General features: G+C 60.6%; 25 protein-coding genes and 2 tRNA genes. 5 read left to right on the forward strand and 22 right to left on the reverse strand.

Annotated elements, in window-relative coordinates:
- Window positions 1-146: 146 nt before the first annotated feature.
- The 5 genes from FP2506_RS06825 to FP2506_RS18675 all read right to left on the reverse strand — a co-directional run bounded on the left by FP2506_RS06825 (window position 147) and on the right by FP2506_RS18675 (window position 7,039).
- The gene (locus FP2506_RS06825; RefSeq protein WP_007066688.1) at window positions 147-1,748 is read right to left on the reverse strand and encodes an ABC transporter substrate-binding protein; all 1,602 of its coding nucleotides are present in this window, start codon (window positions 1,746-1,748) and stop codon (window positions 147-149) included.
- Window positions 1,745-4,003: an ATP-binding protein gene (locus tag FP2506_RS06830; protein WP_148227496.1), complete on the reverse strand. Its 2,259-nt coding sequence runs from the start codon at window positions 4,001-4,003 to the stop codon at window positions 1,745-1,747. The genes FP2506_RS06825 and FP2506_RS06830 overlap by 4 nt, the downstream gene beginning before the upstream one ends.
- Window positions 4,004-4,176: 173 nt before the next feature.
- Entirely contained in the window at window positions 4,177-4,908 is a 732-nt protein-coding gene (locus tag FP2506_RS06835) for a response regulator (RefSeq protein WP_007066690.1), read from the reverse strand.
- On the reverse strand, window positions 4,905-6,632 hold the full coding sequence (locus FP2506_RS06840) for a sensor histidine kinase (protein ID WP_007066691.1): 1,728 nt from the start codon (window positions 6,630-6,632) through the stop codon (window positions 4,905-4,907). The genes FP2506_RS06835 and FP2506_RS06840 overlap by 4 nt, the downstream gene beginning before the upstream one ends.
- A gap of 155 nt (window positions 6,633-6,787) precedes the next feature.
- Window positions 6,788-7,039, reverse strand: a complete 252-nt coding sequence (locus tag FP2506_RS18675) for a hypothetical protein (protein ID WP_007066692.1) — start codon at window positions 7,037-7,039, stop codon at window positions 6,788-6,790.
- 297 nt (window positions 7,040-7,336) lie between these two features.
- Between FP2506_RS18675 and FP2506_RS06845 the strand changes: the two genes are divergently transcribed.
- The gene (locus FP2506_RS06845; RefSeq protein ID WP_007066694.1) at window positions 7,337-8,116 is read left to right on the forward strand and encodes a mechanosensitive ion channel domain-containing protein; all 780 of its coding nucleotides are present in this window, start codon (window positions 7,337-7,339) and stop codon (window positions 8,114-8,116) included.
- 326 nt (window positions 8,117-8,442) lie between these two features.
- Here FP2506_RS06845 and FP2506_RS06850 read toward each other — a convergent pair.
- Window positions 8,443-8,519: transfer RNA gene (locus FP2506_RS06850), tRNA-Arg, on the reverse strand.
- 513 nt (window positions 8,520-9,032) lie between these two features.
- Here FP2506_RS06850 and FP2506_RS18680 point away from each other — a divergent pair.
- Together FP2506_RS18680 and FP2506_RS06860 are read left to right on the forward strand one after the other, a co-directional pair.
- Entirely contained in the window at window positions 9,033-9,638 is a 606-nt protein-coding gene (locus FP2506_RS18680) for a hypothetical protein (RefSeq protein WP_007066695.1), read from the forward strand.
- A gap of 653 nt (window positions 9,639-10,291) precedes the next feature.
- Entirely contained in the window at window positions 10,292-10,861 is a 570-nt protein-coding gene (locus tag FP2506_RS06860; protein ID WP_187289026.1) for a transglutaminase-like cysteine peptidase, read from the forward strand.
- A gap of 120 nt (window positions 10,862-10,981) precedes the next feature.
- Here FP2506_RS06860 and FP2506_RS06865 read toward each other — a convergent pair whose 3' ends face one another.
- Window positions 10,982-11,395, reverse strand: coding sequence for a gamma-glutamylcyclotransferase family protein (locus FP2506_RS06865; protein WP_007066697.1), 414 nt, complete (start codon window positions 11,393-11,395; stop codon window positions 10,982-10,984).
- A gap of 143 nt (window positions 11,396-11,538) precedes the next feature.
- Window positions 11,539-14,145 (reverse strand): hypothetical protein, encoded by a 2,607-nt coding sequence (locus FP2506_RS06870; RefSeq protein ID WP_040488990.1) that lies wholly within the window; start codon window positions 14,143-14,145, stop codon window positions 11,539-11,541.
- A 135-nt stretch (window positions 14,146-14,280) separates the two neighbouring features.
- Here FP2506_RS06870 and FP2506_RS06875 point away from each other — a divergent pair, with 135 nt between their 5' ends.
- Entirely contained in the window at window positions 14,281-15,033 is a 753-nt protein-coding gene (locus FP2506_RS06875) for a pyridoxine 5'-phosphate synthase (protein WP_007066699.1), read from the forward strand.
- A 30-nt stretch (window positions 15,034-15,063) separates the two neighbouring features.
- Here FP2506_RS06875 and FP2506_RS06880 read toward each other — a convergent pair.
- From FP2506_RS06880 to FP2506_RS06910, 7 genes are all read right to left on the reverse strand, one after another.
- Window positions 15,064-15,147 (reverse strand) — tRNA-Leu (locus FP2506_RS06880).
- A 73-nt stretch (window positions 15,148-15,220) separates the two neighbouring features.
- Window positions 15,221-15,808, reverse strand: a complete 588-nt coding sequence (locus tag FP2506_RS06885; protein WP_007066700.1) for a MerR family transcriptional regulator — start codon at window positions 15,806-15,808, stop codon at window positions 15,221-15,223.
- Between the two features lie 24 nt (window positions 15,809-15,832).
- A complete protein-coding gene (locus FP2506_RS06890; protein ID WP_007066701.1) occupies window positions 15,833-16,192 on the reverse strand; it encodes an integration host factor subunit alpha in 360 nt (119 codons plus the stop codon).
- Window positions 16,193-16,299: 107 nt separating this feature from the next.
- Entirely contained in the window at window positions 16,300-17,271 is a 972-nt protein-coding gene (locus FP2506_RS06895) for a beta-ketoacyl-ACP synthase III (protein WP_007066702.1), read from the reverse strand.
- A complete protein-coding gene (gene plsX, locus FP2506_RS06900; protein WP_050765129.1) occupies window positions 17,268-18,308 on the reverse strand; it encodes a phosphate acyltransferase PlsX in 1,041 nt (346 codons plus the stop codon). The genes FP2506_RS06895 and plsX overlap by 4 nt, the downstream gene beginning before the upstream one ends.
- Window positions 18,309-18,438: 130 nt before the next feature.
- Window positions 18,439-19,005, reverse strand: coding sequence for a YceD family protein (locus FP2506_RS06905; RefSeq protein WP_007066704.1), 567 nt, complete (start codon window positions 19,003-19,005; stop codon window positions 18,439-18,441).
- Complete coding sequence (locus tag FP2506_RS06910) at window positions 19,002-19,532, reverse strand: ubiquinol-cytochrome C chaperone family protein (RefSeq protein ID WP_007066705.1); 531 nt, start codon at window positions 19,530-19,532, stop codon at window positions 19,002-19,004. The genes FP2506_RS06905 and FP2506_RS06910 overlap by 4 nt, the downstream gene beginning before the upstream one ends.
- A gap of 149 nt (window positions 19,533-19,681) precedes the next feature.
- Here FP2506_RS06910 and FP2506_RS06915 point away from each other — a divergent pair, with 149 nt between their 5' ends.
- On the forward strand, window positions 19,682-20,176 hold the full coding sequence (locus FP2506_RS06915; RefSeq protein WP_007066706.1) for an outer membrane protein assembly factor BamE: 495 nt from the start codon (window positions 19,682-19,684) through the stop codon (window positions 20,174-20,176).
- Window positions 20,177-20,218: 42 nt separating this feature from the next.
- On the opposite strand, the gene FP2506_RS06920 is transcribed toward FP2506_RS06915, so the two are convergent.
- The 7 genes from FP2506_RS06920 to glyA form a co-directional block, all read right to left on the reverse strand.
- A complete protein-coding gene (locus FP2506_RS06920; protein ID WP_007066707.1) occupies window positions 20,219-21,454 on the reverse strand; it encodes an MFS transporter in 1,236 nt (411 codons plus the stop codon).
- Window positions 21,451-21,942, reverse strand: coding sequence for a transcription antitermination factor NusB (nusB, locus tag FP2506_RS06925; protein ID WP_007066708.1), 492 nt, complete (start codon window positions 21,940-21,942; stop codon window positions 21,451-21,453). Before nusB ends, FP2506_RS06920 begins: the two co-directional genes overlap by 4 nt.
- Window positions 21,943-21,946: 4 nt before the next feature.
- Window positions 21,947-22,396: a 6,7-dimethyl-8-ribityllumazine synthase gene (locus tag FP2506_RS06930; protein ID WP_040488991.1), complete on the reverse strand. Its 450-nt coding sequence runs from the start codon at window positions 22,394-22,396 to the stop codon at window positions 21,947-21,949.
- Window positions 22,397-22,495: 99 nt separating this feature from the next.
- Complete coding sequence (locus tag FP2506_RS06935) at window positions 22,496-23,104, reverse strand: riboflavin synthase (protein WP_007066710.1); 609 nt, start codon at window positions 23,102-23,104, stop codon at window positions 22,496-22,498.
- A 1-nt stretch (window position 23,105) separates the two neighbouring features.
- Entirely contained in the window at window positions 23,106-24,251 is a 1,146-nt protein-coding gene (ribD, locus tag FP2506_RS06940; RefSeq protein ID WP_007066711.1) for a bifunctional diaminohydroxyphosphoribosylaminopyrimidine deaminase/5-amino-6-(5-phosphoribosylamino)uracil reductase RibD, read from the reverse strand.
- Window positions 24,232-24,705, reverse strand: a complete 474-nt coding sequence (gene nrdR / locus FP2506_RS06945) for a transcriptional regulator NrdR (protein ID WP_040488993.1) — start codon at window positions 24,703-24,705, stop codon at window positions 24,232-24,234. Before nrdR ends, ribD begins: the two co-directional genes overlap by 20 nt.
- Before the next feature lie 110 nt (window positions 24,706-24,815).
- Window positions 24,816-26,126 carry a serine hydroxymethyltransferase gene (glyA, locus tag FP2506_RS06950; protein WP_007066713.1) on the reverse strand — a complete coding sequence of 437 codons (1,311 nt, stop codon included), beginning with the start codon at window positions 26,124-26,126 and terminating at the stop codon, window positions 24,816-24,818.
- Between the last annotated feature and the right edge of the window lie 205 nt (window positions 26,127-26,331).

A 26,331-nucleotide genomic window follows, 5' to 3' on the forward strand; every position in this document is an offset into this window, starting at 1 on the left:
AACAGGCATTTCTGTCGATGCAGCCTGTCCACTTGAACAAAGGGAAACATCAAAACTTCTGCTTCAAGCGGAAAGCAATTCCTTGCGGATCGATATCTCATTCTATGCGACGCGACAGGATGGGAAAGTGCTGCGAACGTGACGCGTTATTGAATATCGACACCCTCGAACTGGTAGTAGCCGAGGGGATCCATGATGAAATGCTGCACCTCGGCTCGTGTGGCGGCCATGAAGATCGAGTGTCCGATCGGAGCCCAGGGAAGCTCCTCGCGGAAGATCGCTTGGGCTTCGTCGTAGAGCCGTTTTCGATCGGCTTCCAGCGGCGTCGTTTTGGCAGCGGTCACCAGCTTGTCGAACCGCTTGTCGCACCAACGGGCGATGTTGTTGCCGCCCTTCCGCGCTGCCGTGCAGCTGAGGAGTGTGTGCATGAAATTGTCCGGATCGCCATTATCGCCGGTCCAGCCGTAGAGCGAAAGGGTCGTTTCGCCGTTCTGTAGCTTCTCACGGTAGACGTCCCAGTCAGCGGTCTGGAGGTCAAGGCGCACGCCAAGGCGCTCGAGATCGGCGGCGATCATCTCGGCCATCCGTCTGCCGTTCGGGTTGTACGGCCGGCTGACGGGCATGTACCAGAGATCCGTTTCGAGCCCGTCCGTGATCCCAACCTCCTCGAGCAGGCGCCGAGCTTCCTCCGGATCGTAGGGAATAGGCTCGATGGCGTCGTTGTAAGCCCAAAGCGAAGGCGGCAGCGGGTTCTTCGCAGAGAGCCCGGTTCCGGCGAAGATCTCGTCGAGGATCGCCTTGCGGTCGATCGCCAGATTGATCGCAAGGCGCACTCTCACATCGTCGAACGGTGGCCGTTCGGTGTTCAGCGCGAGATAGCCGATATTGAACCCACTTAGCGTCATCAGCCGCAGCGCCGGGTCGGCCTCGATGGTCTCGACCTCGTTCGGCGAGGGAAAAGCGGAGATGTGGCACTCGCCGGCCTTCAGCTTTGTGAGGCGGGCAGCCGGCGTCGGCGTGATCGAATAGACCAGCGTATCGATAGGTTGGCGACCACGCCAATAGCCCTCGAAGGCCCGGTAGCGGATAGCGACGTCGCGGCTAAAATCGGCGAAGGCGAACGCTCCTGTGCCGATCGGTTCGAGATCGAGTTTTTCCGGCGTCCCAGCCGCCATCATCGCTTCGGCATATTCTTCCGAAAGCACCGCATTGAACGGCAGAGCGAGATCGGCGAGGAAAGGAGCCTCGGGGCGGGTCAGCGCGATTTCCACCGTCCTGTCGTCCAATGCTTTGACGCCTGCGATGAGGCTCGGCATGCCCATATCGACAAAGTAGTCGTAGCGGCCGCCGCCAACCTCGTGGAACGGATGGCTCTCGTCCCATTGACGGGTGAACGAGAAGACGACGTCGGCAGCGTTCAGCGGCCTGGTCGGCGAGAATTCGGCGTTTGAATGAAACTGAACGTTCGACCTCAGCTTGAACGTATATCGCAGCCCGTCGTCCGAGATAGTCCAGCTTTCGGCGAGCGCGGGCTGCAGCTGAGTACTACCCCGCCTGAACTCAACGAGATTGTTGAACATCGGCCGCGCGGCGTCCATCGCGGTGCCGGTGATGGCCAGCGGCGGCGAAATCGTTTCCGGACTTCCTTCTGAACAGAAAACGAGCGTCTTCGCGGCGGCGGGGTCGAGAATGACGATGGGCAAGAAGAGCGAGGCGGTCGCTGCCACGCGTACAAGAAGCTTTGTCATGCCGAACCTTTTGCTGGTTGCCGTGTAGGCGCCTGCGCCGGCAGGTCGATGACAAAGCGCGCCCCGCCGATTGAGCGCGACGTTTCGATCCGCCCACCGAGCGTTCCCGTGACGATGTTGTGGACAATATGGAGGCCGAGCCCGGTGGACCCTTGGGCCCTCCCCGTGGTGACGAACGGGTCAAAAATGCGCCCGCGCACTTCCGGCGAAATGCCGCGGCCATCGTCGGAAAAGACAATACGGACCCCGCCGTCCGGCCTCTCGGACGCCTCCACGGTGACATGCCCCCCTGTGCGTCCGGCGAAGGCGTGGATGTAGGCGTTGGTAAGGAGATTGGTCAGCACCTGAGCAAGTGCGCCCGGATAGGACTCGATCTCAATCGCCTCGGCGCAATTGATGTCGACCTGATGGCCGCTCTTGCGCCCAAGTGGGCCGAGACTGATAAAGACCTCGTCGAGAAACACCTTCAGGGGAAAGCGCCGGCGTTCGTCGTTGGTCTGATCCGTCGCGACCTGCTTGAAGCTGGTGACGAGCTTTGCTGCCCGTTCGAGGTTTAAGACGGCAAGCCGCATGCCGTCGGCCATTCGGTCGAGAAAGGTATTGAAGGCCTGACGTTCGATCCGACCGGTCCGCGCCATGCCGGTGAAGTCCGCGGTCTCCTCCTTCAGGATCGAGGTCGTCGTCAGGGCAACGCCAAGCGGAGTGTTGATCTCGTGCGCGATACCAGCGACCAGTTGGCCGAGCGACGCCAGCTTCTCGCTCTGGATCAGCTCGCTCTGCGTGCGCTGTAATTGGATGAGTGTCGCCTCGGTTTGTTCCTTGGCGAGTCTCAGGGCGTTCTCGCGCTTGCCGAGTTCGAATAGGAATTGGTTCGTTGCGCGGGTCATAAGGCCGATTTCGTCTGGACGGCTTGCGCCCGGGAGAGGCCCGCTCTCGGGATTTGCCGCCCGATCCAGCATGCCCTCTTCGAGTTTGCCAAGCGGCCGAGTGATCGAACGGCCGACGATCAGCCCGAAAAAGGCGGCGGCGAGAAGGGCGAGGCCTGCGCCGAAGACGAGGATCTGCCGGGCCGCGAAGCCTGTCTTTTCAGCGTGGTCGGAGAGCTGCGTGTTGAGACTGGAGACTTCGAGAACGAGGCCGTTCGCCATGGCGTTCATTCCCTGTAATGCGCCCTCCTGATCGGACAATGTTGCCTGCGCGTTTTCCAGGCCCTCTCGCCAGAGATCGAGTGCGTCCAGCATTTCGGTCTGAATGAGAGGCGCGATCGGCAGGGAGGCGATCTGGTCACCGAGCCGCACACTTTCCTCCAGGACTTCGGACAGCGCGCGAAGATCGCGTCGCTCCACCGCCTCGCGAGTGCGGCTCGCGAGTTTGATCGTCTCGACGGCGATGTTCTGGGTCGCCTGCTCGGTCTCGTGTGCTTCCACCGTATAGGTCAGTAGCTCGGCGACCTCGGTCTGGAGCGAGCGCGTGGCGGTTCCGTCGATCTTGATGCGCCGGTCGATAAAGAGAAGCACCGCCGACATATCGCCGCCCTCGCGCCATTCGATGAGCGCCCTCTCGAACTCGGTGACGTCGGACCGGTCGGTGAGGCCGTCCAGCATGGCGCGGATCGCGTTCTCGATCCGCGCCGCCGCGAAACCGTCCGAACCTTCGGAAGAGTTCCGCGCCAATGCTCCATCGACGATCGCGGCGCGCGCCCGCTGTGCTTCGGCTAGCCGTTCTTGCGTTTCTCGCAGCGTCTGATCGCGGGTACGCAGGGAAGTGACGATATCCGCGTTGGAGGCGTGCTGGCGCGAACGTGCTTCGTCGGTGAGCTGAAGGAGGGAGGCCAGCCGCTCATCCATCGACTTCAGAATTTCGTCGCTTTCTTCGACCGCGGGCGCCAGCGCCGTCATCTGCAGGCTGTAGCGAGCGAGCGCGTCGCTGGTCGATACAAGCGCCTCACGAGATTCGGCGGGGATCGAGGCAGGATCGAGCGAGCGTATTCCTGCCTGCGCGGCCTCGATTGCCGCGCCGACCTGTTGAAAATGAAACGCGCGGCGTTCGGGGACGGCACCGATATAGGCGTCCCGCTCGTTCATCGCCTTCGTCACATGGCGAAAGACATTACCAACCTTGTTTGCACCGAGCCGGGCATCGTCGGCACGGTTTATCAGGAACACCGAGACGATACCGATCGCGACCGCTACGACGATGGGCACCGCGCCGACGAGATAGATCCGGTGCTCGATGGAAAGGGCGCGATCCAACAAGGGCCGGGCGGCGTGAGATTTCGCCGATTTCCCGGTAGCTGCTTCGTCTTCCTGATCTTGCGTTCGCGCGTCCAATAGCGTTCGTTCCACGTGGGTTGAACCGCGGTCACCCGCGCTCGAACCGGCTATGCCACCAGCATGTTTCGTCCAGATTTCGTCCGCTCTCGACGCGCTCACCGATCGGGCGAAAAGAGATAGCCGGCTCCACGCACCGTGCGGATCACTGTCGGATGGGCGGGATCGGGTTCGACCTTCTTGCGGATTCGGGTGATGCGCACATCGATCGCACGATCGAAAGGATCGCTGTCTCTCGCGCTCGCGATATCCAGAAGCCGTTCACGTGAAAGCACTCGGCGGGGGTTTTCGGCAAAAGCCTTCAGGAGTCCAAATTCGCTCTGGACCAGCTGAAGTTCGACGCCTTCGTCATCCCGCAAAGTCTGTGCGTCGAGATCGAGCCATTTCGTGCCGAAACGGATTTCCCGACGAGGCGTATCCGATGCTAAATCAGCTTGGGCCTGTGCTGGTGGGGCAACGATGTTGCTGCTGCGACGCATGACAGCGCGGATGCGAGCGAGCAGTTCGCGCAACTCGCAGGGTTTGGCAAGATAATCGTCCGCGCCAAGCTCCAGGCCCACCACGCGGTCGACGAGGCTCGCTGTTGCGGTCAACATCACGACCGGAATTCCTGTGTCGGTCTTGAGGTAACGCACAAGGGAAAGCCCATCCTCACCGGGCATGTTGAGATCGAGCACGATGAGGTCAGGATGTCTGTCGCCCAGCGCTTCACGGAGGGCCGCAGCACCCTCGAACGCGCACACGGAATAGCCGTTCATCGCCAGATAGTCCGCTATCATCGATCGGGTCTCCGGGTCGTCGTCGACGACGAAGATCAGCGGTTCGCTCATAACGCCGCCTCTTGCGGCCCGAGCGGCAAGACGATGGCGAAGGAAGCCCCGCCTAGACCGCCCTTCTCGATCACCTCGACATTGCCGCCATGCAGCTCAGCGATGCGCCGGACAATCGAGAGACCTAGGCCGGTGGAGGACTCGCCGCCCGTCGGCTGAGCCGAAAGGCGCTGGAACCGGCCGAAAACGCGCATGACGTCTTCCTGGGTGAGGCCCGGCCCGGAATCGTCGACGCGTATTGTGACGGCGCGCTCGCCCGCGTTGAGGGCTATGGCGATAGCGCCGCCTATCGGCGCATACTTGATTGCGTTCGAAAGCAGATTCTCGATCGCCTCCGCCATACGGTCGGGATCGCAAGTGACCAGTAGCCGTTTCGGGCATTCGACGTGAAGGCTCTGCTCTTTTGCCTCGCAAAGGCCGGAGTATAGCCCTGCAGCACTGCGAACAATTGCTGCGAGATCGACCCGCCGACGGTCCAGGGCAATGTCGAAAGCGTCCGCTAGAGCCTCCGCGATCGAGACGTCGACGATCCGAGTCATCCGGTTCGCAGCGGTGCGGATGTAGTTGAGCTGGGTGGAGACAAGTGTCGCATTTGGCTCTGGTAGATCGCGACTGATGGTCGACAGCATTTCCGTGCGCCCGAGAACCACAGCCAGTGGGTTCTTTAGGTCGTGCGCCACCATACCGAGCATCTCGTTTTTGAAAGCATTGACACGGCGCAAGAGAGCAGCCTGGGCGTCGAGCCGTTGATTTACGGCGGCAAGATCAGCGGTCCTCTGCTCGACCCTATTCTCGAGCGCTGCGTTCGCCTCTCGCAATTCTTCATTGAGACGTACGTTCTCGAAGGCGATGGCGAGCTTTGAGGAAAAGACGGAAAGGAGTTCGATCTGCGTCGGTTCGAGAGCGTCGGCATGGTCGAGAAGCACGAGAATCTCAACGCCACGTCCAGTCCGCACGAAAAGCTGCGTGAGGCCCTCCACCGTCATCGGCAGCCCCGTCTTCACACCTGCCGCGAACAGGCGGTCGAAATTGAGCTTATTTGCACCCTCGATGAAACTACCGGTACTTGCGAGAACTGTAGGGTGGCCGTCCTCGGCCTCGCGCATAACGAGAATGCCGGCGCAATCTATCGCGAGAAGGGTGTTCAACTGAATGAGAACGCCCTTCGCGAGGGTCGTCAACGAGCAGTCGTCGAACAGTCGGCTCGCTCCCTCGACGATCAGCTCGAGCCCGATGCGCATCTCGTCGAGACGTTTCAACTGCTCGTAGCTTCGCAGCGCCGTGGTGAGAGCAATGAACAGACGTTCGGCAGTAAGTTCAGTCTTCGCTTTGTAGTCGTTGATGTCATAATCAAGGACCACGCGATGCTCCGGCGCCTCCCCCGGATGCCCTGTGCGCAGAATGATCCGCACGAGCTCATTTCCGAGTTCGCCCCTGATCTGGCTCGCGAGATCAAGGCCCGCCGCATCGCTCTCCATCACGACGTCCAGAAGCACGACGGCGATGTCCGGATGTTTCCTCAGCAGGGCCCGGCCCTCCTCGGCCGACCAGGCGCCGACAATCTCCATCGGCCGATCGGCAAAACGGAAATGCCGAAGTGCGAAACGCGTGCCCTCATGAACGGCATCATCATCGTCAATGACGGCGATCTTCCACGGCCTGAGGCCATTCACGTCATTTGCAGGGCTGAGATCCTCGACGATCTCCAGGAATTCACCCGTCATCTCAGTGATCCGAGCGCGACGCCGAATTTCGCGGCGAAGGGTTGACGATGAGATAAGAAGCAGGCTGACCGGTCCAACGCCAACGGGGCTCCGGCTCGCGTTCGCGCCGCCCCGAGATGTCGGGCAGCAGTAGAACCGCCTCTATCTCCTTGCGTTCACTTACGACGATTCCTGATTTCCCGGTAGTACTCGTAGTCGAATTCGTCGTAGTTCGAACAGCTTCCGTGGCGCCGATCCATCGGTCTGACGACAAGCTTGGTCTCGACAGCAAAACTTGCGTAAGAGAAACCCGGGTGCCAGCGCCTCAATCTGTTGGCAGCTTTTCGAACTGGTGCAAACGGGGAGGCATCTGAAAACCCGTTTCTTGCATCTTCGTTCGTCGGCTCGCCTGTGCTGCGCTCGCGCATGCTGGTTCCTCCATCTCCTGCCGCGGACGGCCGGGACGGCGGTCGAATAGACCGACTGCGTTTCCGCGATGCTTCGCCAAACTAAAATCGTGTTTCGTTCAGGTTTCATGCCGATACGTCATGGCGTTTTGCGGCGAACGCAGATGGCCGATCGGCAAGATGGCTGCAATCGAGAACATGGATTCGCAACGCAGACGACATCGCGCCGGCATTCGCGCGAAATGGAACGCGTCTAAATGGCCCGAAAACGATCACGATCCCGAAGCGAACCGGGATAGAATTCTGGCTTAAAACTTCATGACAATCGCACACACCGTTTTGTTCGGCTTCAAGGCCGTTCCGTACGCAGGGCTTATCCGATCACGAGCCGCATCTCTCCGCCGCGCGTGCAGGTATATCGCGGTCATTGCCGGCGTCTCGTTTGTCGGCTGGCTGAGCATCGAAGGGCTGCAGTCGATCATCTATTCGGCGACGGCGCTTGCCGTCGCGATCGTCATGGCCTTGAAGGAAATGATCTCAAGCGCCCTTGGAGGTCTGGTGCGGAGTGGGGCGGCTGGGTTGGAGCCCGGCGACTATGTCGAGATCGGAGACGTACGCGGTTACATCGACAGGCTGGGCCTTTTCACGACCCGCCTGGTCGAGGCAGACGAATTCGATTTAGGCCAATCTGGCCCGAGACGAGCGATCTCGATGCCGAATACGCGGTTCCTCGAGCAGTGCGTATACAGCCAGTCCGCCACGGCCGTCACCGTGACAACGCGCTTTTCCCTGACCTTCGAGACGCAGCGCAGCCTATACGAGATCGCCGAATGGTGGCAATCGCGCGAAAACGCCGGCGGAAACCGTGAAGTCGGTGGAGCAAGTCTAGCGGAGACAAGCTTCAGCCTCGCCTTCGGCCTCACGACGAATGCCATGGCGCGTCCGTGCGTCGAAGTCACGTTCCGCTCGTCCGTGGCCGAGGCGAAGACACTCCGTCGTAAGCTGACAATCGAATTCTTGGACTGGCTCGCACGTGACACCACGGATCACCAAAAGTCGGGTGAACCCGGCGACCGCGTGTTACAGCTCGTCGCGTGATCTGATCGCCAGAAAAATTACTCACCCACAAAGTTCTGCGGACTGGACGGTGCAATGATCGGGCAAGGCGCTTGTGAGACATCATTCGGCAGCACGTTTTTCACGCGCGAGTCTTAGCCCACCTGGATCATCGCCTAACCCGAACTCTCCCCTGTATCAGGTCCCTGCCACCGGTCATCGTGTCAAGAACCAGTATTCAGAAGCGAAACGAGCAGCTTCGACGGCTGAGCAGAGCGAGTTATATCGGAGAGGGCTATTTTACGAACTCTTCGAACCAGAACCGAGCAGGAAAACGACCGAGCCTCGATGGCAATCCGACGTAGCAGTGGCGCACCCGACAGGATTCGAACCTGTGACCTCCGCCTTCGGAGGGCGGCGCTCTATCCAGCTGAGCTACGGGTGCCTGATTGAGAGTTTCTCATCCCGGCGATGCATAACGGATCGTCGGTTTTACAGCAAGGTGGGATTTGCGGCGGTCGGCATGACTGCGGAGATCGAAGTCGGGATGCCGTCAAGCGTGAAGCGCTCCCGCCGACCACCTGTGTCACCAACAAGGGTGCACATTCGTCATGTCGGACATGGGGGCGGTACAATTACGCTGTCGGCTATGAAGGTCAGAACGCGAATTTCGTTGGGTTTCGATAAGGTTATAGAACGTTTTGAACCTGGGCCCCAGGGCCGTCTTTTCTCCAGGCACAAATGCGGAGCAGGAACGCAGAATTGAAGCAGCAAACAAGGGCTACAAGACCGAATACCACCAAGAAGAAGTACATACGCCGATAAGGTGCCTGCGGATCTCAGCAGGCACCTCGTTTTTCGTCGGGCAACTCAAAGGCGCCCGTTGTTCTTAAAAGACCAGAATGGCTTAGTTTCGACTAGCGCTCATTCCGCCACGGCCCTTACCGCCACGACCGCCATGGGCGTCACCACGGCCCTTGCCGCCGCGGCCGCCATGGGCATCACCGCGCCCCTTGCCGCCACGACCGCCATGGGCATCACCGCGACCCTTGCCGCCACGACCGCCATGGGCGTCACCGCGACCCTTGCCGCCGCGGCCGCCATGGGCATCACCGCGACCCTTGCCGCCGCGGCCGCCATGGGCATCACCGCGACCCTTGCCGCCACGACCGCCATGGGCATCACCGCGACCCTTGCCGCCACGACCGCCATGGGCATCACCGCGACCCTTGCCGCCACGACCGCCATGGGCATCACCGCGACCCTTGCCGCCGCGGCCGCCATGTGCATCACCGCGACCCTTGCCGCCACGACCGCCTTGGGCATCACCACGGCCCTTGCCGCCACGACCGCCATGGGCATCACCACGGCCCTTGCCGCCGCGGCCGTTCGAAGCGTGGTCTTTGCCTCCCCGGCCTTTACCGGACCCGTAACCCTTACCGCCGTCACCTTTTCCGCCGTAGTCTTTACCACCGCGTGGATCTTTACCGCCATTGCCATCAGGGTTTCTTGGATTGCTAGGTGTACGGCCGTTTTCTGGTTTCCCACCCGGCCTGTTGGCTGAACGCTCGGGTCCGCGAACCTCCGGAACAGCTACCGCTTGCGGGAAAGCATCACGTTCCCGAGTGTTGCTGTTTCGACCATCTAAATCGCGTAGAGCTCTACTGACTGTGGAGGTCGTAAGCGGCGGACAGGCTGCAAGTTGGGCAGCGCTTAGAATAGATTGGCGATTTATTGCCGCACAGCATGCATAGATGTTTCGCGTTGTCAGCCGTGTACACTGAGACGCATCGAGTGTCGGCCTGAGCGAAGACTGTGCAGATGCAGCATTTATTGTTGGCAGGACCAGCGCGCTTGCCATAACAAACGAGAACAAAAGCACAAAAAGTGCAGCGCATTTGACGATATTTTTACTCATCGGACGCAACCTTAACAAGACGTTAACTGCCCGATGCTCTGCTCAAAATAAAACAGAGTCAATAAACTATGACGCAACGGAAATTCGTACGCCGCTTCCCGAAAATCCCTTCAAGGAAACATTCAGAGCCATTCTACGTATGATTTCGGGATTTTTATACTAATCTCCGAGCTCATTTTATTCCTTTAGGGAAAAATCTTCCTTTTAGGCAGGTTTTGTAACGAAATTTTGATAATCTCAGCAAGATTTTACTCAATTATTCCGCAACGTTCGTGCGGAGAGGCATGGGGAGGAATCGGATGACCGTTCGCATATTTTCAGTTTCGGCTATAGCTTTACTTTCGGCTTGCGCAAACAGTGGCACTCAAAATCATCAGATGAGCTTAAATACGTATGGATACAGTTTTCCGCCAATCGCTTTCTATACCTTTTGTGAAACAAACAGTCGGCTCTGCAATACTAGCTCCGGAGAGAAACATATTGTTTTGTCCGATCAGAGATATAAGGAGCTCCGCAACGTCAACACCCGTGTCAATCGGCAGATTGAACAGCGTGCGGATGCCAAGGTTTATGGGCAGAAGGACGTCTGGAGTCTTCCTGATACAGTAGGCGATTGCGAAGATTTCGCGATAATGAAGAAGGATCAGTTGTTGAAGCTTGGGTGGCCTTCATCAGTTTTGTTACTCACCGTTGTCAAGCAGCCGTTCAGTGAAGAGGGGCATACGCTACTTACAGTCCGCACCTCTAAGGGGGATATTGTTCTCGATAACGCAACCGATCAGATCAAACTTTGGCATGAAACGAAGTATCGTTTTTTCTCAGTCCAAGCTCAGGGCGAGATGGGAAAATGGCTTCGGGTGGTACCATAGGCGCTGAAGAAGGCATCGAGCGATTTGGACACGGTCTGTTGCCGGTGGTCATAGAACCGCGGTCCGGCAACATTTCTCGTCGAACGGCTAGGTGCCCGCTCGGGCCTATCTGTCGCTTGCTCAGAGGCAGCCGCCTCGAAAGGCAGCCCAGTCGTCGCCCGGCACTCGGGGGTCCATTGGAGATAGCTGCGAGACGTAAACCCATGCTTCGATCTCGGGCGCTAGAAGACGAATCCTGCGCCTGACATAGAGCGATGCCGCCTCGTTACGCGGATCATAATTCTCATATCGATCGAAGATTTCAAAGGCTTCTGGGCCGACCAGTTCGTGCAGTTCGGCTTTCACGATCTCCGACTGCACCGACCCACGAGGCGCATTGTCCGGCGGGAAAAAACCGGGATAAGCGCCATGGTCCCGCAAGACGCCGGCGATACGGCACGGAGATATGTAACGGGAAAGACCGGTGCGCGAAGGCGCGGCGGGATCGTTCGCGCGCTCCATCAGCGATCCGTAAAACGCGATATAGTCGGTCATGGCCCTCCAAATCGGGGGGAATTGAGCACCAAGCTGGTATGGTGCGGTTCACCAGTGTTCAGTGCGCCGCACGCGCGAAGACGAAAAAGCGCGAGCCGATCCGGTCCGCGCCTTTTCTGAATGCTTGAGTTCTCGACCCCTACTCAGCAGTCGCTGGACGACAGCGTCACCGTCCGGGCCTCAACGCTGTCGACCGTCACCGTGCAGCCATCGCCGAGATCGAACGAACCGCCGGTCTCGACCGCCTCGCGCGGGCCGTTGAGAACCGCGAGGGTCGCACCGTTGTCGGAGACGGAGGAAACGAAGACGCTTCTGTCGCCGAAGCTCGCCGACTGACCGATCGTCAGCGCGCCATCGCCGCCCGACGAGCCCTCGGAAGAAGCCTCCTGCTCGCCGCCTTCGTCGGACTGACCTTCCGAGCCCGACGCTGCATCTTCGGACGCCTGCTCGGCATCGCCGGACTGCTCGGAACCGCTGCCCTCGCTGGATGCTGCGGCATCCCCGCCATTCGCTCCTTCGTTCGAGCCGGCAGCCACACCGCTATCGCCGCCTTCCTGGCCGGACGGCTCCTCACTCCCGCCTTCGGACGGCTGCGATTGACCGTTGCCGGAGGCCGCAGCTGCATCGCCGCCGTTCTGGCCTTCGCCAGAACCGTCATTCCCCGCCTGACCCACCTGACCCGACTGGCCCTCGGCGTTCTCGCCGTCCTGCTGCGCCTCGCCCTCGCCCGAGGATCCAGCCGCCTGATCGCCGCTCTCGCCCTCGGAGCCGCTTGCAGCCTGTTCGCCGCCGCCGGTTTCGCAGCCCTCTGCCGAGAGGCTGATCATACGCCCGTCGATACTGTCCAGCGTCACGGAACATCCCTCGCCTGCATCGAAAGACTGGCCCTGCTCGACCGTCTGCCGGCCCGCGCCGACGACACTCAGTGTCGCGGCGCTGTCAGTGATCGACGAGATGAAGACACGGGTGTCGCCGAATCTCGCCGTCTGGCCGATTGTCAGGCCTTCGCCGCCGCCGGACTGGCTCCCAGCCGTCGCTGAATCTTCGCTACCGCCGGCCTCGCTTTGAGTATCGGAAGCCTGCTCCCCTTCAGGTTGACCAGCCGAGCTGGATTGGCCGGCTTCATTACCCGAAGTCTGCTGTTCGCCCGCTTCGCTGGATTGACCTTCGGCAGAGGACTGGTTCCCTGACGACCCAGCCGCACCGGCAGCCGTTGCACCCGCCTGCTGTTCTCCGCCCTCTTCTTCTTGTCCGCCGCTCTGAGCTGCCTGCTCACCGGAAGATTGCTCGCCCTCGGCGGATGCTTCACCGCCACATCCGTTGCTGGAGAAATAGGCTGCGCCACCGGCAACGCCGGCAAGCGTGACCGTGCACCCGTCGCCGAAATTGACATCCTCGCCACCGGCGACATCCTGTTCGTCACTGCCGTCGAGTGCCACCGTGGCTGTCCCGTTCTCCGCATCGATCGAGACGAGGTCGAGTTGTGTTCCGCCAAAGATGGCGGCCTGTTCTGGAAGCAGGATGGCGCCGGTCGCGCCAATTTCGCCTGCAAGAGTGGCCGGATCGGCCGAACCAGAACCAGAGGCTGCTTCTCGGCCCGCCTGCTGCTGCCCGCCTTCGCTCGCCTCGCAGCCTTCCGCCGAAACGAATGCGGCACCGGCGGCCACGCCCACCAGCGTCAGCGAACAATCGTCAGAGATTTCGAGGCTGTCACCGCTCGAAACCTCACTGTCCTCGCCGCCGACGGCGAACGTTGCTCCGCTATCCTCGACGCTCGACAGCGTAATTTCGGTTCCGCCGAAGAGGCCGCCCTGGCCGGCCAGAAGCACGGCGCCCGACGAACCGATCTCTTCAAGAAGTCCGGCGACATCCTGACCGCCGCCACTGGCCTCTCCGTCGTCGCTACCCGAAGACGACGATGCTTCGGCCGGCTGCGCACAGCCGTCCGCCGTGAGGAAAGCTGCACCGGCCGCGACACCAGCAAGGCTTATCGAACAATTCTCCGATAGTTCGAGGCTATCGCCGCTGGCGATTTGCTGTTCCTCGCCGTCCACCGTGAAGGTCGCCGAGCCGTTCTCGTCGTCGATACCCGACAGCGTAACCTCGCTCCCGCCGAACAGTGCGCCCTGTTCGGCCAGGAGTACCGCGCCTCCTGCCCCAATCTCGCCGAGGAGGGCCGAAGCACCGTCTTCCGTCTCTTCGGAGCCCTGTGCACTTGCAGCCTGCTCCTGTTCTGCCGCACGTTGCTCGGCCGCTGCCTGCGCCTGTTGCATCTGATCGGACATTGAAGTTTGCGCCTCGCCGATCGCAGTTACTTCGCTGCGAAGGCTCTCGATCTGGCTGCTCATTTCACTGGTGAGGCCGGAGCCCTGCTCCTGAAGCTGCGTCGTGAGCTGCTCCATCTGCTGCTGCAGTTGCGCGACGCTCTCCTGCATGCTGCTTTGGACCCCTGAAACGGCGTCGCTTGCTGCTTGGGCGGACTGTTCGGCCTGGGCGGCGAGTTGCTCGCTCATCGAAGAGACCTGCGTCTGGATTGCCCCGACCTGCTGGGCAATCGTCTCTTGCTGCTGCGCGACCGCATCCTGCTGAGAGGCTATCTCGCTCGAAAGCGAGGAGACCTGATCCTCCACCGAAGATTGGACGTTGGAGACCCGCTCCTCCACTGCGTCGACATCCGGCCCCATCAGCCAGCCGATGAACAGTCCGACCAAAGCGGCAACTACGATTGGAATAAATTTTGACCCGCCCATTGAACCCATCTCCTCCGCTTCCAAACCCGCTTGTCGCAGAGTTGCGGTCCGACAGGGTCAAGTCAACGGTCGACCTTTCAAAATCATAGCCGCACGCCACTTTCAGCCCATAGTCGGGAATGTTTCGGAGCAGCAATGCCAACACAACTTTCGGTGAACCTCAACGCGGTCGCGATGCTACGCAACAGACGCGATCTTCCCTGGCCCAGTGTGACCGGCCTCGGGCGCATCGCCCTCAATGCCGGCGCGCATGGCCTGACCGTCCATCCAAGGCCCGATCAAAGGCACATTCGCTTCTCAGACCTTCCCGAAATCAGAAAACTCATCGACGACGAATTTCCCGACGCGGAGCTCAACATCGAGGGGTTCCCCTCGGATGAGTTTCTTAATCTCGTCGAAACCATCAGTCCGGAACAGGTAACACTTGTTCCAGACGACCCGAGTCAGCCGACTTCCGACCACGGCTTCGATTTCAAAGCCGAGCTGGAGAGATTGAAGCCGATCGTTCGTCGCTTAAAGGACGGGAACACGCGGGTCTCGATTTTCTCTGACGCCGATCCAAACCAGATGGAAGCTGCAGCAGCCACGGGCTGCGACCGAATCGAACTCTATACTGGTCCCTACGGCGCCACCTACGACAATCCGGATGCCGCAGAATCAGAACTTCGCGCACTTGGCGCCACCGCCGACCGCGCTCTCTCTCTCGGCTTGGGGGTGAATGCGGGCCACGACCTTACTGTTTCGAACCTACCCCCTCTCATCGAGCGCATCCCGTTCCTTGCGGAAGTCTCGATCGGCCACGGCCTGACGGCTGACGCGCTGGAATTTGGGATGGCCGAGACCGTCCACCGTTTCCGGGCAGCCTGCGATCAGCGTATTGGAACTTGAATCTGCATCGGCTGGCAGAATTCGTGGGTGTGGTACGGGCGGCGGGACTCGAACCCGCACGGCTTTCGCCTCGGGATTTTAAGTCCCGTATGTCTACCATTCCATCACGCCCGCACACGCCGTGGACGTTAGCAAGCGCGGCATGCGGCGTCGAGTTCTCCGTATGAAACTCGTTGGACTGTGGACTTCAGCGAACCTGATCGAGGAGGCGCTTGCATTCAAGAAGATCGATGATGACTTCCTGTAATCTGTCGGTCTGCTCTTTGGTGAGTTTCGGCTCGCCTTCGTTCGGCTCAGTTCGTCGCCGCAGAAAAGTTCCGAAGCCGGACCGGCGCTCGGCATTCGTTGAACGGACCTGGGGCTCCTCGGTCAGCACACCCGGCACGGGCGCCGCCGTGAGGTCGATATCGTCTGGAACGCCTAGTTCCGAGGGCGCTTGCTGCGGGTACGCAGCTTCTCGTGCGCTAGGTTCGGCAACCTGCTTTTGATCCGGCCTCAGATCGCCGGACGCGGTCGCCGCAACGAAACGTACTCCCTGTTCGCGGAGCAGTTTCTGAACACCCTTGATCGTAAAGCCCTTGGCGTAGAGCAGAAACCGGATACCGTGTAGCAGTGCGACGTCTTCCGGCCGGTAATACCGACGTCCGCCGCCACGCTTCAATGGGCGAACCTGCGTGAACCGGGTCTCCCAAAAGCGCAGAACGTGTTGTGGAATGGCGAGTTCGCTTGCGACCTCGCCGATCGTCTTGAAAGCGTCCGACGATCTGTCGTTCATGCTGGGCGCTTGCTCCGAAGGCCGTTACTCGGCAGCCCGAACTTCCGCCGGAACGTAGGTGTCGTCGTTGTCGGCGCGGTTCTTGCGCGAATGAGCCTCCAGAATCCGCTCCTTCAGGACATTCGAAGGCTTGAACACCGTGACCTTACGCGGCGAGATCGGCACTTCCTCGCCCGTCTTTGGATTGCGGCCGACCCGCTCGTTCTTGTCGCGCACGAGAAAAGAACCGAACGACGAGATCTTGACCGCCTCGCCGCTGGAAATCGTTTCGCAGACTTCTTCCAGCACCATTTCCACGAGGGTGGCCGACTCTGTTCGGGAAAGTCCGATCTTGCGGAACACAGCTTCCGAAAGATCCGCTCTCGTCAACGTCTTGCCGCTCATCACTTCCGCTCCTATCCCGGTCTCAGGAGTTCCGACCCGGCGCCTAGACCGCACCAAACGAGCCGAGAATCAGCCAGCTATTCACTGTTCCGTGATAGTGTAGCCGACTACCATCGGATAAGACAAGCACCCCATGTGAATCCGCCGCCCATTGCCTCCAGAAGAACGAGCTGACCTCGTTGGATTCGGCCGTCTCGAGCGGCGATATCAAGTGCCAACGGGATAGAAGCCGCAGACGTGTTGCCATGCTTCTCGACTGTCACGACGACCTTTTCCGACGGAATCCCGAGCTTCTTAGCCGAAGCGTCGATGATGCGGCGATTGGCCTGATGCGGTACGAACCAGTCGATGTCTTCAGCTGAAAAACCGGATTCGGCGAATGAATCTTCTATCACATCGGTGATCATACCAACGGCATGGCGGAAGACCTCCCGCCCCTCCATTCGGAGATGTCCGACTGTTCCCGTCGTCGAAGGGCCACCATCGACGAAGAGCTTCTCCTTGTGAACGCCATCAGAGCGAAGCTTGGAAACCAGAACGCCACGATCGCCTTCTTCCTTCCGTGCCTCGAGAACAATTGCTCCAGCACCATCGCCGAAAAGGACGCAAGTTGTCCGATCGCTCCAATCGAGAATGCGGGAGAAGGTCTCGGCCCCGATGACCAGAGCTCGCTTGGCAAGACCGGACCTCAGGTAGAGATCGGCAGTTGTCAGCGCATAGACAAAACCCGTGCAGACGGCATGGACGTCGAATGCGAAGCCGTGATGGATACCAAGGCGGTTCTGCACCTGGACAGCCGAGGCCGGAAATGTGTGGTCGGGCGTTGCCGTCGCCAAGACGATGAGGTCGATATCGGCCGGCTGCAGACTGGCCGCATCCAGAGCCCGACGAGCCGCTGCCTCGCCAAGTGAGACAGTCGTTTCACCCTCTCCCGCAATATGGCGCTCGGCGATGCCTGTCCGTTGCCGGATCCACTCGTCCGAAGTCTCGACGACGCCATCGAAATCGCGGTTCGTCATCACCCGTTCCGGCAGGGCCGACCCTGTGCCGAGGACGATCGATCGAATGGATGCGTTCATTGGCCTGCGCTTTCGCTTTCGTCTACTTTCAGCGGGGCATCGCTCATGCGATCGTGAAAGGTCTGGAGGTCGGCGGCGATCTTATTCATCAGATCATAGCGCGCCATCGCATGGGCAAGGTCCAAAGCTGCCGCGAACCCCTCGGCGTCGGTCCCACCATGGCTCTTGATGACAATGCCGTTGAGGCCGAGAAATACTCCGCCATTGACCTTGCGCGGATCCATCTTGTCGCGCAACCGGTCGAAAGCGCCGCGCGCGAAGAGATAGCCGATCCGAGCGAGAAAGGTGCGCGACATGGCATCGCGCAGATATCCGGCAATCTGCTTGGCAGTCCCCTCTGCCGTCTTTAAAGCAACGTTTCCGGTGAAGCCTTCGGTCACGACAACATCAACGGTTCCCTTGCCAAGGTCGTCGCCCTCGACGAAGCCATGATAGTCGATCCGCTCAAGGTTGGATTCCTTCAAAAGCCGACCGGCCTCGCGGACTTCGTCCTGGCCCTTCACCTCCTCGACTCCGATATTGAGAAGCCCGACCGTCGGCTTCTCCAGGCCGAACAATGCACGGGCCATCGCCCCGCCCATCATCGAGAAATCGATAAGCTGCTGGGCGTCGGCGCCGATTGTCGCGCCGACGTCAAGCACAATGCTTTCACCGCGCAGCGTTGGCCAGATCGCCGCGATTGCTGGCCGTTCGATTTCGGCCATGGTGCGCAGGCAGAACTTCGCCATCGCCATCAAGGCGCCGGTATTGCCAGCGGAAACCGCCACCATGGCATCGCCCGTCTTTACCGCCTCGATCGCCCGCCACATGGACGACTTGTGACGACCTTGCCGCAGCGCTTGCGAGGGTTTGGCATCCATCGCGACCGCCATCTCGCAATGGCGTACGATCGAGGCCGCGGCCAACGCCTCGTGCTCCTTCAGCGCCTCATCGATGAGCTCTGCATCACCATAGAGAAGGAAGCGCGTATCAGGCCGCCGCTCGAGCGCGAGCGCGGCGCCTGCCAGCGTCACCTTGGGACCATAATCGCCGCCCATTGCATCGATTGCGATGGTCGTCGTGTTGTCGTCGTTCAATGCAGATTCGCCTTCTCAACTCGTCACCGTTCGGGCCGCTGGCAGTCGTCCCGACTTTATCTCTCTCGCTGCACCCCGCAACACGCCAGGGCTAGTTCTCGTCGTCCTGTTGCTTTCTGAGCGCCGCAAGATCGGCAAAGGGGGATACCTTTCCCGCGTCCGGTTCCGGATCGGTGTCGATCGGTCGAAAGCTTTCCTCCGGACTGCGGGGATAGGGATCGAGCGCCAGAACGAGTTGCTCCTCGACATAAGGACCGAGTTCGATGTCGTCTCCAGAGAAGGTTTCCGGCGGGTCGTCGCCTTCCGGATCAACGAACAGTTCCTCCTCGAAATCGCTCTTCTTCGCCGCCAGTCGAGAGGTCTCCGGGACGAAGATCATGTCGAAATCGATCTCATACGCTTTCGCAACGGGTTCGAGCGTGACGACACTCTCGTGTACGACGCCAGCCTTCAACTTGCCGGCCACCCGAACGCCCGCCTTCTGCCAGGGCGTCGCCAGAAGCGATCCCCTGAAGTGCTGCAATTCGTGCAGCCCAAGCTCTGCAGCGATCCGTTTGAGATCACCTTCGCCGGCAGTAAATTCGATCGGTAGTCCGGAATTCGGCACGCGCGCCGCCGAGAGTCTGAGACGACGGTGAAGATCAGTTGCAGCAGTCATGAGTTCGCAGACATTCCTGTCCGTCCTGACATGAGGTCATCGGCGGGAATTTCCGAAAGCAGAGCAAGTTCCGCCGCAGCTTCGGTCGCAAGGCGGTGTGCGACCGTCGGATCGATATCCTGCTTCAATACGCGTCCCCTGAAATTCTCGGCGAGCGTTTCAAGCGACTCTTCTTTGAGGGCGGTGTCGTAGGCGTTCACTCGCTCGTAGAACTGTCCTGTCAGCTTGCGCATGCGTTTTGGCACCGACTGATCGCCGATGCCGATCTGGCGCAGGGAATCGTCCATGTCGACGACGAAACGGTCGACGATGTCCTGGACGATCGGCGCAAGTGCGGCATCGCCACGGCAGCGACGCATGAACAGGAAGATCTCGAGCGTCACGGCTTCGAAACGGCCCATGACGGTGTCCTCGATGCCGCATTCTTCGAAGAGAAATGGCCGACGTGCCCGGGCGATTAGCCAAGCATATAGGTTATCGATGATTTCCTGATTGCGCCTCCTCTGTCGGCGCCATTTCGAGAACATAGGTCCGATCGCTTTTCGATTGTGCTCCCAGATTTGGAACGCGCGGTGCCATAGCCTTTGAGCGATTGCAACGCGACGATGTCTGTTTTACGGACATGTGCGACAAAGCCAGCCGATCACGTTCGAATATCGGATACGCACCCGCTATTTTGGGTTCGGGCAAACTAAGGGAGGGCAAGGTCGTGGGCCTCAAGATCGCGACGCGTCATGTTATCTCGGCCATAGTGTTGTCCGGCAGTCTGGGAACGGTCAGCGGATGTCAGACGGGCGAGGTTCTTAGCGCAGGTTATGTCATTGACGAGCAGATGCTGCAGCTCGTGCCGGAAGGCTCGAGCCGCGAGCAGGTCGAGCTTGCGCTTGGTTCGCCCTCCACTACGGCAACCTTCAACGAACAACAAACCTATTATTACATCTCGCAACGCCGCGAACGGCGCGTTGCCTTCCTGACGCCAAGCGTCACTAATCAGCGTGTGCTCGCCGTCTACTTCAACAATGAGGACCGGGTCTCCCGCATTGCGAATTACGGTCTCCAGGACGGCCGGGTCTTTGACTTCATCTCCCGCACAACCCCGACAGGTGGCCGCGATGCGAGCTTCCTCGGCCAGATCCTCGGGGATACGACGAGCGGCGGCAGCCCAATCTAATCTTTCCTCATGCCATCGGCCTCCGTACAGGCAGCCGCCACTCTAGGTCGACCGGCCCCTTTTCAGCCACGCGCCGGTCTCCAGGGAAAGTACCAGAAGGCATGTCGCCACGACCGGCAGCACGATCCAGTTCATCGTGTCCCACCCGGAACCCACATAGGTCTTGCCCGACATGAAGGACGCGAGGGCGACGAGGCTGAACAGCACGAAGTCGTGGAAGCCTTGCGCCTTCGCCCGCTCCTCGGGCGTATGGACGCTCGCGATCATCGTGGTGGCGCCGATAAAGCCGAAGTTCCAGCCGAGACCCAATAGGGCGAGACCGAGCCAGAAATTCCAGATTTCGAGCCCCAAGAGAAAAACGCCGGCGCTGATCGCAATGAGCAGAAGGCCGGTCCCGACCACCAGCTCGACACCGAAACGCCGGATCAGCCGGCCGGTCACGAGGCTCGGCCCGAACATCGCCAGGACATGCCACTGGATACCGAGTACCGAGACATCCTGACTGAGGCCACAGCCCACAATCGCCAGCGGCGCTCCAGTCATGACGAAGCTCATCAGCGCAAAGGTTCCGACGCCGCAGACGAGCGCGACGAGGAAACGTCGCTGGGTGACGATCTCGCGGAGCGGCCGGCCGGTGTGGACGGCCTCTGCGCCGTGCCCTTTCGGTCGCTTCGCCGGTACCGGCAGCTTCAGCCGCGTCAGGATGACGGCACCGAGAAGCCCGAGGATAGCAAGCCCCAGAAAGGAACCCGCGAACTCGATCGGCAGAAACAGCGATGATGTGAAGCGCACGGTCTGTGGTCCGATGATCGCCGCGCCGATGCCGCCCACAAGCACGATCGAGATTGCCGTCGACTGATAAGCGGCAGGGGCGCCGTCGGTCGCTGCGAAGCGATATTGCTGGACGAAGGAGCCGCTCAATCCCAAGAAGAGCAGCGCGAGCGCAAAGATCCAGAAGCTCTGCTGGGACAGGGAAGCCGCGCCGATCAGTGCGCCGAGCGTGAGGATGAATGCGCCGGTCACGAATCCATAGCGCCTGCCGACAGCGCGCATCAGAGCCGCAGCCGGAAGAGCACCGAGCGCAACGCCAACATTGTAGGCGGTGACGGGAAGGGTCGCGAGCGACTTGTCGTCGGCGAGAAGCCAGGTACCGGCGAGCCCGCCGGTAGAGATCGCGATGGGCGCGGCTGCGCCGCAAACCGCTTGGGCACACGCAAGGACCAGTGCGTTAAGCCGGGCAGAGCGAGTCTCGGCGGCTTCAGGCGGGAACGTCGTCACCTGCGCGTGGTCGGCCGGGTATCGGAACGCATCTCGCGGGCGACACGGTCGAGCAGGGCGTTAACGAGCTTCGGCTCCTCTTCTTCGAAAAATGCCTTGGCCACGTCGACATATTCCGAAACGATGACCGCCACCGGCACGTCGTTGCGCGTCTCGATCTCGTAGACGCCCGCCCTCAGGATCGCCCGGAGGGTCGAGTCGAGCCGCGAGAGCGGCCAGCCGGGCGGCAGGTTCGCATGGATAATCGGATCGATCGCCTTCTGGCGACGCACCACGCCGGAGACGATGTCGCGAAACCAGGCTGCATCGGCGACACGATAGGTCTCGCCGTCGATCTCATGACCCATGCGATGGGTCTCATATTCGGCAACCGTCTCGACCAGCGGCGTTCCCCCGATATCCATCTGGTAGAGCGCCTGCACGGCCGCGAGACGCGCGACGCCGCGCTTGTTAGCCGGCCGAAAGCTTCGCTGTTTCGTCTCGTCCATCAGATCAGGCCCCGAGCCGATCCCTGAGCGCGATCATTTCCAGAACAGTGCGCGCGGCCCCGCCGCCTTTGTCCTTACGGTCAGGATCGGCACGCTCCAGCGCCTGCTCCTCGTTCTCTACCGTCAGGATGCCGTTGCCGATCGCGATGGTCTCCTCGATCGAAAGCTTCATCAGGCCGTGGGCGGACTCGTTGGCGACAATTTCGAAATGGTAGGTCTCACCACGAATGACGCAGCCGAGCACGACGAAACCGTCATAATCGGTGCCATCCTCGTCCGCACCCGCTAGAGCGTAAGAAATCGCAGCCGGCGCTTCCAGCGCGCCCGGTACTGTCACCACGTCGTAGGTGACCTCGTTCTTTTCGAGCTCTGCCTTGGCGCCCGCCAGAAGCTTGTCCGCTATATCGTCGTAAAAGCGCGCCTCGACGATGAGGACATGAAGTTTGGCGCTCATGCTCGTTGTCTCCGAATGATCATGGGCGTCGGGATACGCCTGCCGCAAGCCGCAAGCAACACCGGAATTCGATGCGTTAAGAGTGAAACGGAGGACGTTCTATCGCGGTGCGCCGAACAGGCGTGCGGCATAGCGCGCGATCTGGTCCACCTCGAGGTTGACCCGGTCGCCCACCCGCCGTTCTGCCCAGGTCGTCACCTCCAAGGAGTGGCGGATAAGGAGAACGTCGAACTCGGCATCCTGGACGGAGTTGACGGTAAGCGAGGTGCCGTCGAGGCAAACCGAGCCCTTCTGTGCGATGAACCGCTTTTCGCCCTCCCCTGCCCGCAGACGAAACCGTACGGCTTCGCCCTCTTCTTCGATCGCGACGATGTCGGCGAGCCCGTCCACATGACCGGAGACTAGATGCCCGCCGAGTTCGTCGCCGATCTTCAGTGAGCGCTCGAGATTGATACGTGTACCCTCGCCCCACGTGCCGGCGGTTGTCAGCCTCAATGCCTCTTCCCAAGCCTCCACCTCGAACCATCGCCTAGTATCGCCTGCTTCGGAAAACCCGGTTACGGTCAGGCAGATGCCGGAACAGGCGATCGAAGCGCCGAGATCGATTCCTGCACAGTCGTAGGTCGTCTCCACGCGAAACCTTCGGCCCTTCGGCAATGTCTCGGACGAAAGGATGCGGCCGACATCGGTCACGATTCCGGTGAACACTTCAGATCCGCCTTTCGAATTCGAACCATTGATCAGGACCGAAACGTAGTCGCTCCGTCAATTTGAAGCGCTGTTTCCCTGAAGCGACATCGATCGGCGAAACGATTCCGCCTTCGCCGACCATCGTTTCGCCTTCGACCAGGATCAAACGATCGACGAGATCGGCTTCCAGAAAGCTCTCCCCGACTGTCGCACCGCCCTCGACGAGAATATTCTGAATGCCCGTTGCGCCGAGGTCCTCCATGAGCTCCGGGAGCGCGACGCGGCCGGTTCCGGGAACGACGTCGCAGGCAACGAAATCGGCACCCGCCGCCATCAGCGACTGACGTTTGTCGGCGTCCGTATCGCCCCGCGCGACGATCGTGAGGGGCGTCTGCCGCGCGCTTCGAACCAAGCCGGTCTCCGGCTCGATCGTGAGATCGGGATCGAGAACGATCCGGCGCGGCGAGCGGTTTTCGAGACCGGGCAGACGGCAGTCGAGACCGGGGTCGTCCTCGCGTACCGTACCCATCCCTACGAGGATCGCATCGTGCCGAGCGCGCACGAGATGGGTCTGCCGATTTGCGATCGGCCCGGTGATGAACACCTGACCATGGCCCTTCCGGCCGATCATCCCGTCTGGAGAGACCGCCATCTTCAGAGTGATCTGTGGGCGGTTCCTTGCATGCCGGGTGAGATAGGCCGAAAGATCGGAGGCCGCCTCCTTCGCCATAACGCGAGGGGTGACGGAAAGCCCGCCTTTCTCAAGGATCGCGTGCCCTTTCCCGTCGACTCGCGGGTCCGGGTCCGCCGCAGCTGAGACCACGCGCGAAACGCCGGATGCAACGAGCGCCTCCGCGCACGGCGGTGTGCGCCCATGATGAGCGCAAGGTTCGAGCGTGACATAAGCAACCGCGCCGCGAGCGAGTGTGCCGGCCTCGCCTAACGCCTGCGCCTCGGCATGGGGCCGCCCACCCCGCGCGGTGATGCCGCGACCGACGATCCGTGGGCCCGCGCCGTCGTCGCGAACGATCAGCGTAGCGACTGACGGGTTCGTTCCAGTCAGGCCAGCATGGCGGAAGCCGAAACGGATCGCCGCGGCCATGAACCGCTCGTTGGCTGCACTCAGAATAGGTATTGCTGGCGGATCAGCCTGCGGCACCGCCACCCTCCTTGGCTTTCAGTTCCTCGATCAGATCGCCGAAATCCTTGGCTTCATGGAAATCGCGGTAAACGGAAGCGAACCGAACGAAAGCGACGTCGTCTAGTTCCTTCAGAGCGTCCATCAGCATCTCGCCGATCGTATCGGAGGCAACGTCCTGATCGCCGGACTGTTCGAGGCGTCGGACGATGCCCGAAACGAGACGCTCGACCCGGTCGTGCTCGACGGGTCTTTTGCGCAGCGCGACCTCCACCGAGCGGGCGAGCTTGTCACGATCGAAGGGAACGCGACGTCCCGATTTCTTGAGAACGTAGAGCTCGCGCAACTGCACCCGCTCGAAGGTGGTAAACCGGCCGCCGCAGTCAGGGCAAACCCGGCGGCGGCGTACTGCAGCGCCGTCTTCGGCCGGACGCGAGTCCCTCACCTGACTGTCTTGCGATCCGCAATAGGGACACCGCATGGCACGACTCTTACTCGGAACGAAAACCCGCCGGTCACGAAGCGACCGGCGGGTTTTGTTTGCGTCAATTCACTGGCCCGCCGCAAGCGGGCAGAAGCGAAATCACTCGATCAGAGGCCTTGGTAGATCGGGAAACGATCGGTCAGCGCGATGACCTTCTGCTTCACAGCCTGTTCGACAATCTCGTTGTCTTCCGAGTTCGACTTGCGCAGGCCTTCGAGCACCTCGACAATGAGATTGCCGACTTCCCGGAATTCGGCCGTGCCAAAGCCACGGGTCGTCGCGGCTGGGGTGCCGAGACGAATGCCGGATGTCACGGCCGGCTTTTCCGGATCGTTCGGAACACCGTTCTTGTTGCAGGTGATGTTGGCGCGGCCTAGCGACTTCTCGGACGCCTTGCCGGTCAGATCCATAGGACGCAGGTCGACGAGCATCAGATGGGTGTCGGTACCGCCCGAAACGATATCGCAGCCGCCGGCGCGCAGGGTTTCGGCCAGCACTTTGGCATTTTCGCAGACCGAACGCTGGTAGGACTTGAACTCATCCGTCAGCGCCTCACCGAATGCCACTGCCTTGCCGGCGATGACATGCATCAGCGGGCCGCCCTGAAGACCCGGGAACACGGCCGAATTGATCTTCTTGGCGATGTCCTCGTCATTGGTGAGAACGATGCCACCGCGCGGACCACGCAGGGTCTTGTGGGTCGTCGAGGTCGCCACGTGAGCGTGCGGGAAAGGCGAAGGATGGACCCCCGCCGCCACGAGACCCGCGAAGTGCGCCATGTCGACCATGAAATAGGCGCCGACTTTGTCAGCGATCTCACGCATACGTTTGAAGTCAACCTGACGCGAATATGCCGAACCGCCGCCGATGATCAGTTTCGGTTTGTGCTCGTCCGCGAGTTTTTCCAACGCGTCGTAATCGATGAGACCTGTCTCGAGGTCGAGTCCGTACTGAACTGCGTTGAACCATTTGCCCGACATGTTGGGCTTGGCGCCATGGGTGAGATGACCGCCGGCGTCGAGGCTCATGCCGAGGATGGTATCGCCCGGCTTGATGAGAGCAAGGAACACCGACTGGTTCGCCTGGCTGCCCGAATTCGGCTGGACGTTGGCGAAATTGCAGCCGAACAGTTTTGTAACACGTTCGATCGCAAGCTCCTCGACGATGTCGACATACTGGCAACCACCGTAATAGCGCCGCCCGGGGTAACCCTCGGCGTACTTGTTCGTCAGAACAGAACCCTGGGCATCGATCACGGCGCGCGAGGTTATGTTTTCCGACGCGATCAGCTCGATCTCGTGACTCTGGCGACCGAGTTCCTTGTTGATCGCGTCCATGACTTCGGAGTCACGCTCGCGAAGAGGTGTGTTGAAGAAGGCCTCGTGGACGTTGGATTGGCTCTGGAGCGCCTGGCTCATAGCTGTCTCTCTCCCATGGTCACTGTGAATCGGGCGCGGCCAAACCACACGGCGCGCGTTGGTGGCTAACTAGCACGATGACCACGACGGTCCAATGGAGTAGAGCTACCCGGTTGGATAAGAAGAAGTCGCCGGTTGCGCAATCCGGACAGCACTTTCCTTCAAACAGCATGCATAGTTTCACTGATATGCAGGCAAATACCAC

Source organism: Fulvimarina pelagi HTCC2506 (assembly GCF_000153705.1).
Classification (GTDB): Bacteria; Pseudomonadota; Alphaproteobacteria; order Rhizobiales; family Rhizobiaceae; genus Fulvimarina; species Fulvimarina pelagi.

Coding starts and splice junctions, on each gene's coding strand:
- plsX (WP_050765129.1), bottom strand. CDS start 18,308: ATGGGCGGCGATTATGGTCCCAAGGTGACGCTGGCAGGCGCCGCGCTC.
- nusB (WP_007066708.1), bottom strand. CDS start 21,942: ATGGACGAGACGAAACAGCGAAGCTTTCGGCCGGCTAACAAGCGCGGC.
- FP2506_RS06860 (WP_187289026.1), top strand. CDS start 10,292: ATGACCGTTCGCATATTTTCAGTTTCGGCTATAGCTTTACTTTCGGCT.
- FP2506_RS06875 (WP_007066699.1), top strand. CDS start 14,281: ATGCCAACACAACTTTCGGTGAACCTCAACGCGGTCGCGATGCTACGC.
- FP2506_RS06870 (WP_040488990.1), bottom strand. CDS start 14,145: ATGGGCGGGTCAAAATTTATTCCAATCGTAGTTGCCGCTTTGGTCGGA.
- FP2506_RS06895 (WP_007066702.1), bottom strand. CDS start 17,271: ATGAACGCATCCATTCGATCGATCGTCCTCGGCACAGGGTCGGCCCTG.
- glyA (WP_007066713.1), bottom strand. CDS start 26,126: ATGAGCCAGGCGCTCCAGAGCCAATCCAACGTCCACGAGGCCTTCTTC.
- FP2506_RS06840 (WP_007066691.1), bottom strand. CDS start 6,632: ATGACGGGTGAATTCCTGGAGATCGTCGAGGATCTCAGCCCTGCAAAT.
- FP2506_RS06910 (WP_007066705.1), bottom strand. CDS start 19,532: ATGTTCTCGAAATGGCGCCGACAGAGGAGGCGCAATCAGGAAATCATC.
- FP2506_RS18680 (WP_007066695.1), top strand. CDS start 9,033: ATGGGCGTCACCACGGCCCTTGCCGCCGCGGCCGCCATGGGCATCACC.
- FP2506_RS06905 (WP_007066704.1), bottom strand. CDS start 19,005: ATGACTGCTGCAACTGATCTTCACCGTCGTCTCAGACTCTCGGCGGCG.
- FP2506_RS06825 (WP_007066688.1), bottom strand. CDS start 1,748: ATGACAAAGCTTCTTGTACGCGTGGCAGCGACCGCCTCGCTCTTCTTG.
- FP2506_RS06845 (WP_007066694.1), top strand. CDS start 7,337: ATGACAATCGCACACACCGTTTTGTTCGGCTTCAAGGCCGTTCCGTAC.
- FP2506_RS06930 (WP_040488991.1), bottom strand. CDS start 22,396: ATGAGCGCCAAACTTCATGTCCTCATCGTCGAGGCGCGCTTTTACGAC.
- FP2506_RS06885 (WP_007066700.1), bottom strand. CDS start 15,808: ATGAACGACAGATCGTCGGACGCTTTCAAGACGATCGGCGAGGTCGCA.
- nrdR (WP_040488993.1), bottom strand. CDS start 24,705: ATGCGGTGTCCCTATTGCGGATCGCAAGACAGTCAGGTGAGGGACTCG.
- FP2506_RS06890 (WP_007066701.1), bottom strand. CDS start 16,192: ATGAGCGGCAAGACGTTGACGAGAGCGGATCTTTCGGAAGCTGTGTTC.
- FP2506_RS06835 (WP_007066690.1), bottom strand. CDS start 4,908: ATGAGCGAACCGCTGATCTTCGTCGTCGACGACGACCCGGAGACCCGA.
- FP2506_RS18675 (WP_007066692.1), bottom strand. CDS start 7,039: ATGCGCGAGCGCAGCACAGGCGAGCCGACGAACGAAGATGCAAGAAAC.
- FP2506_RS06865 (WP_007066697.1), bottom strand. CDS start 11,395: ATGACCGACTATATCGCGTTTTACGGATCGCTGATGGAGCGCGCGAAC.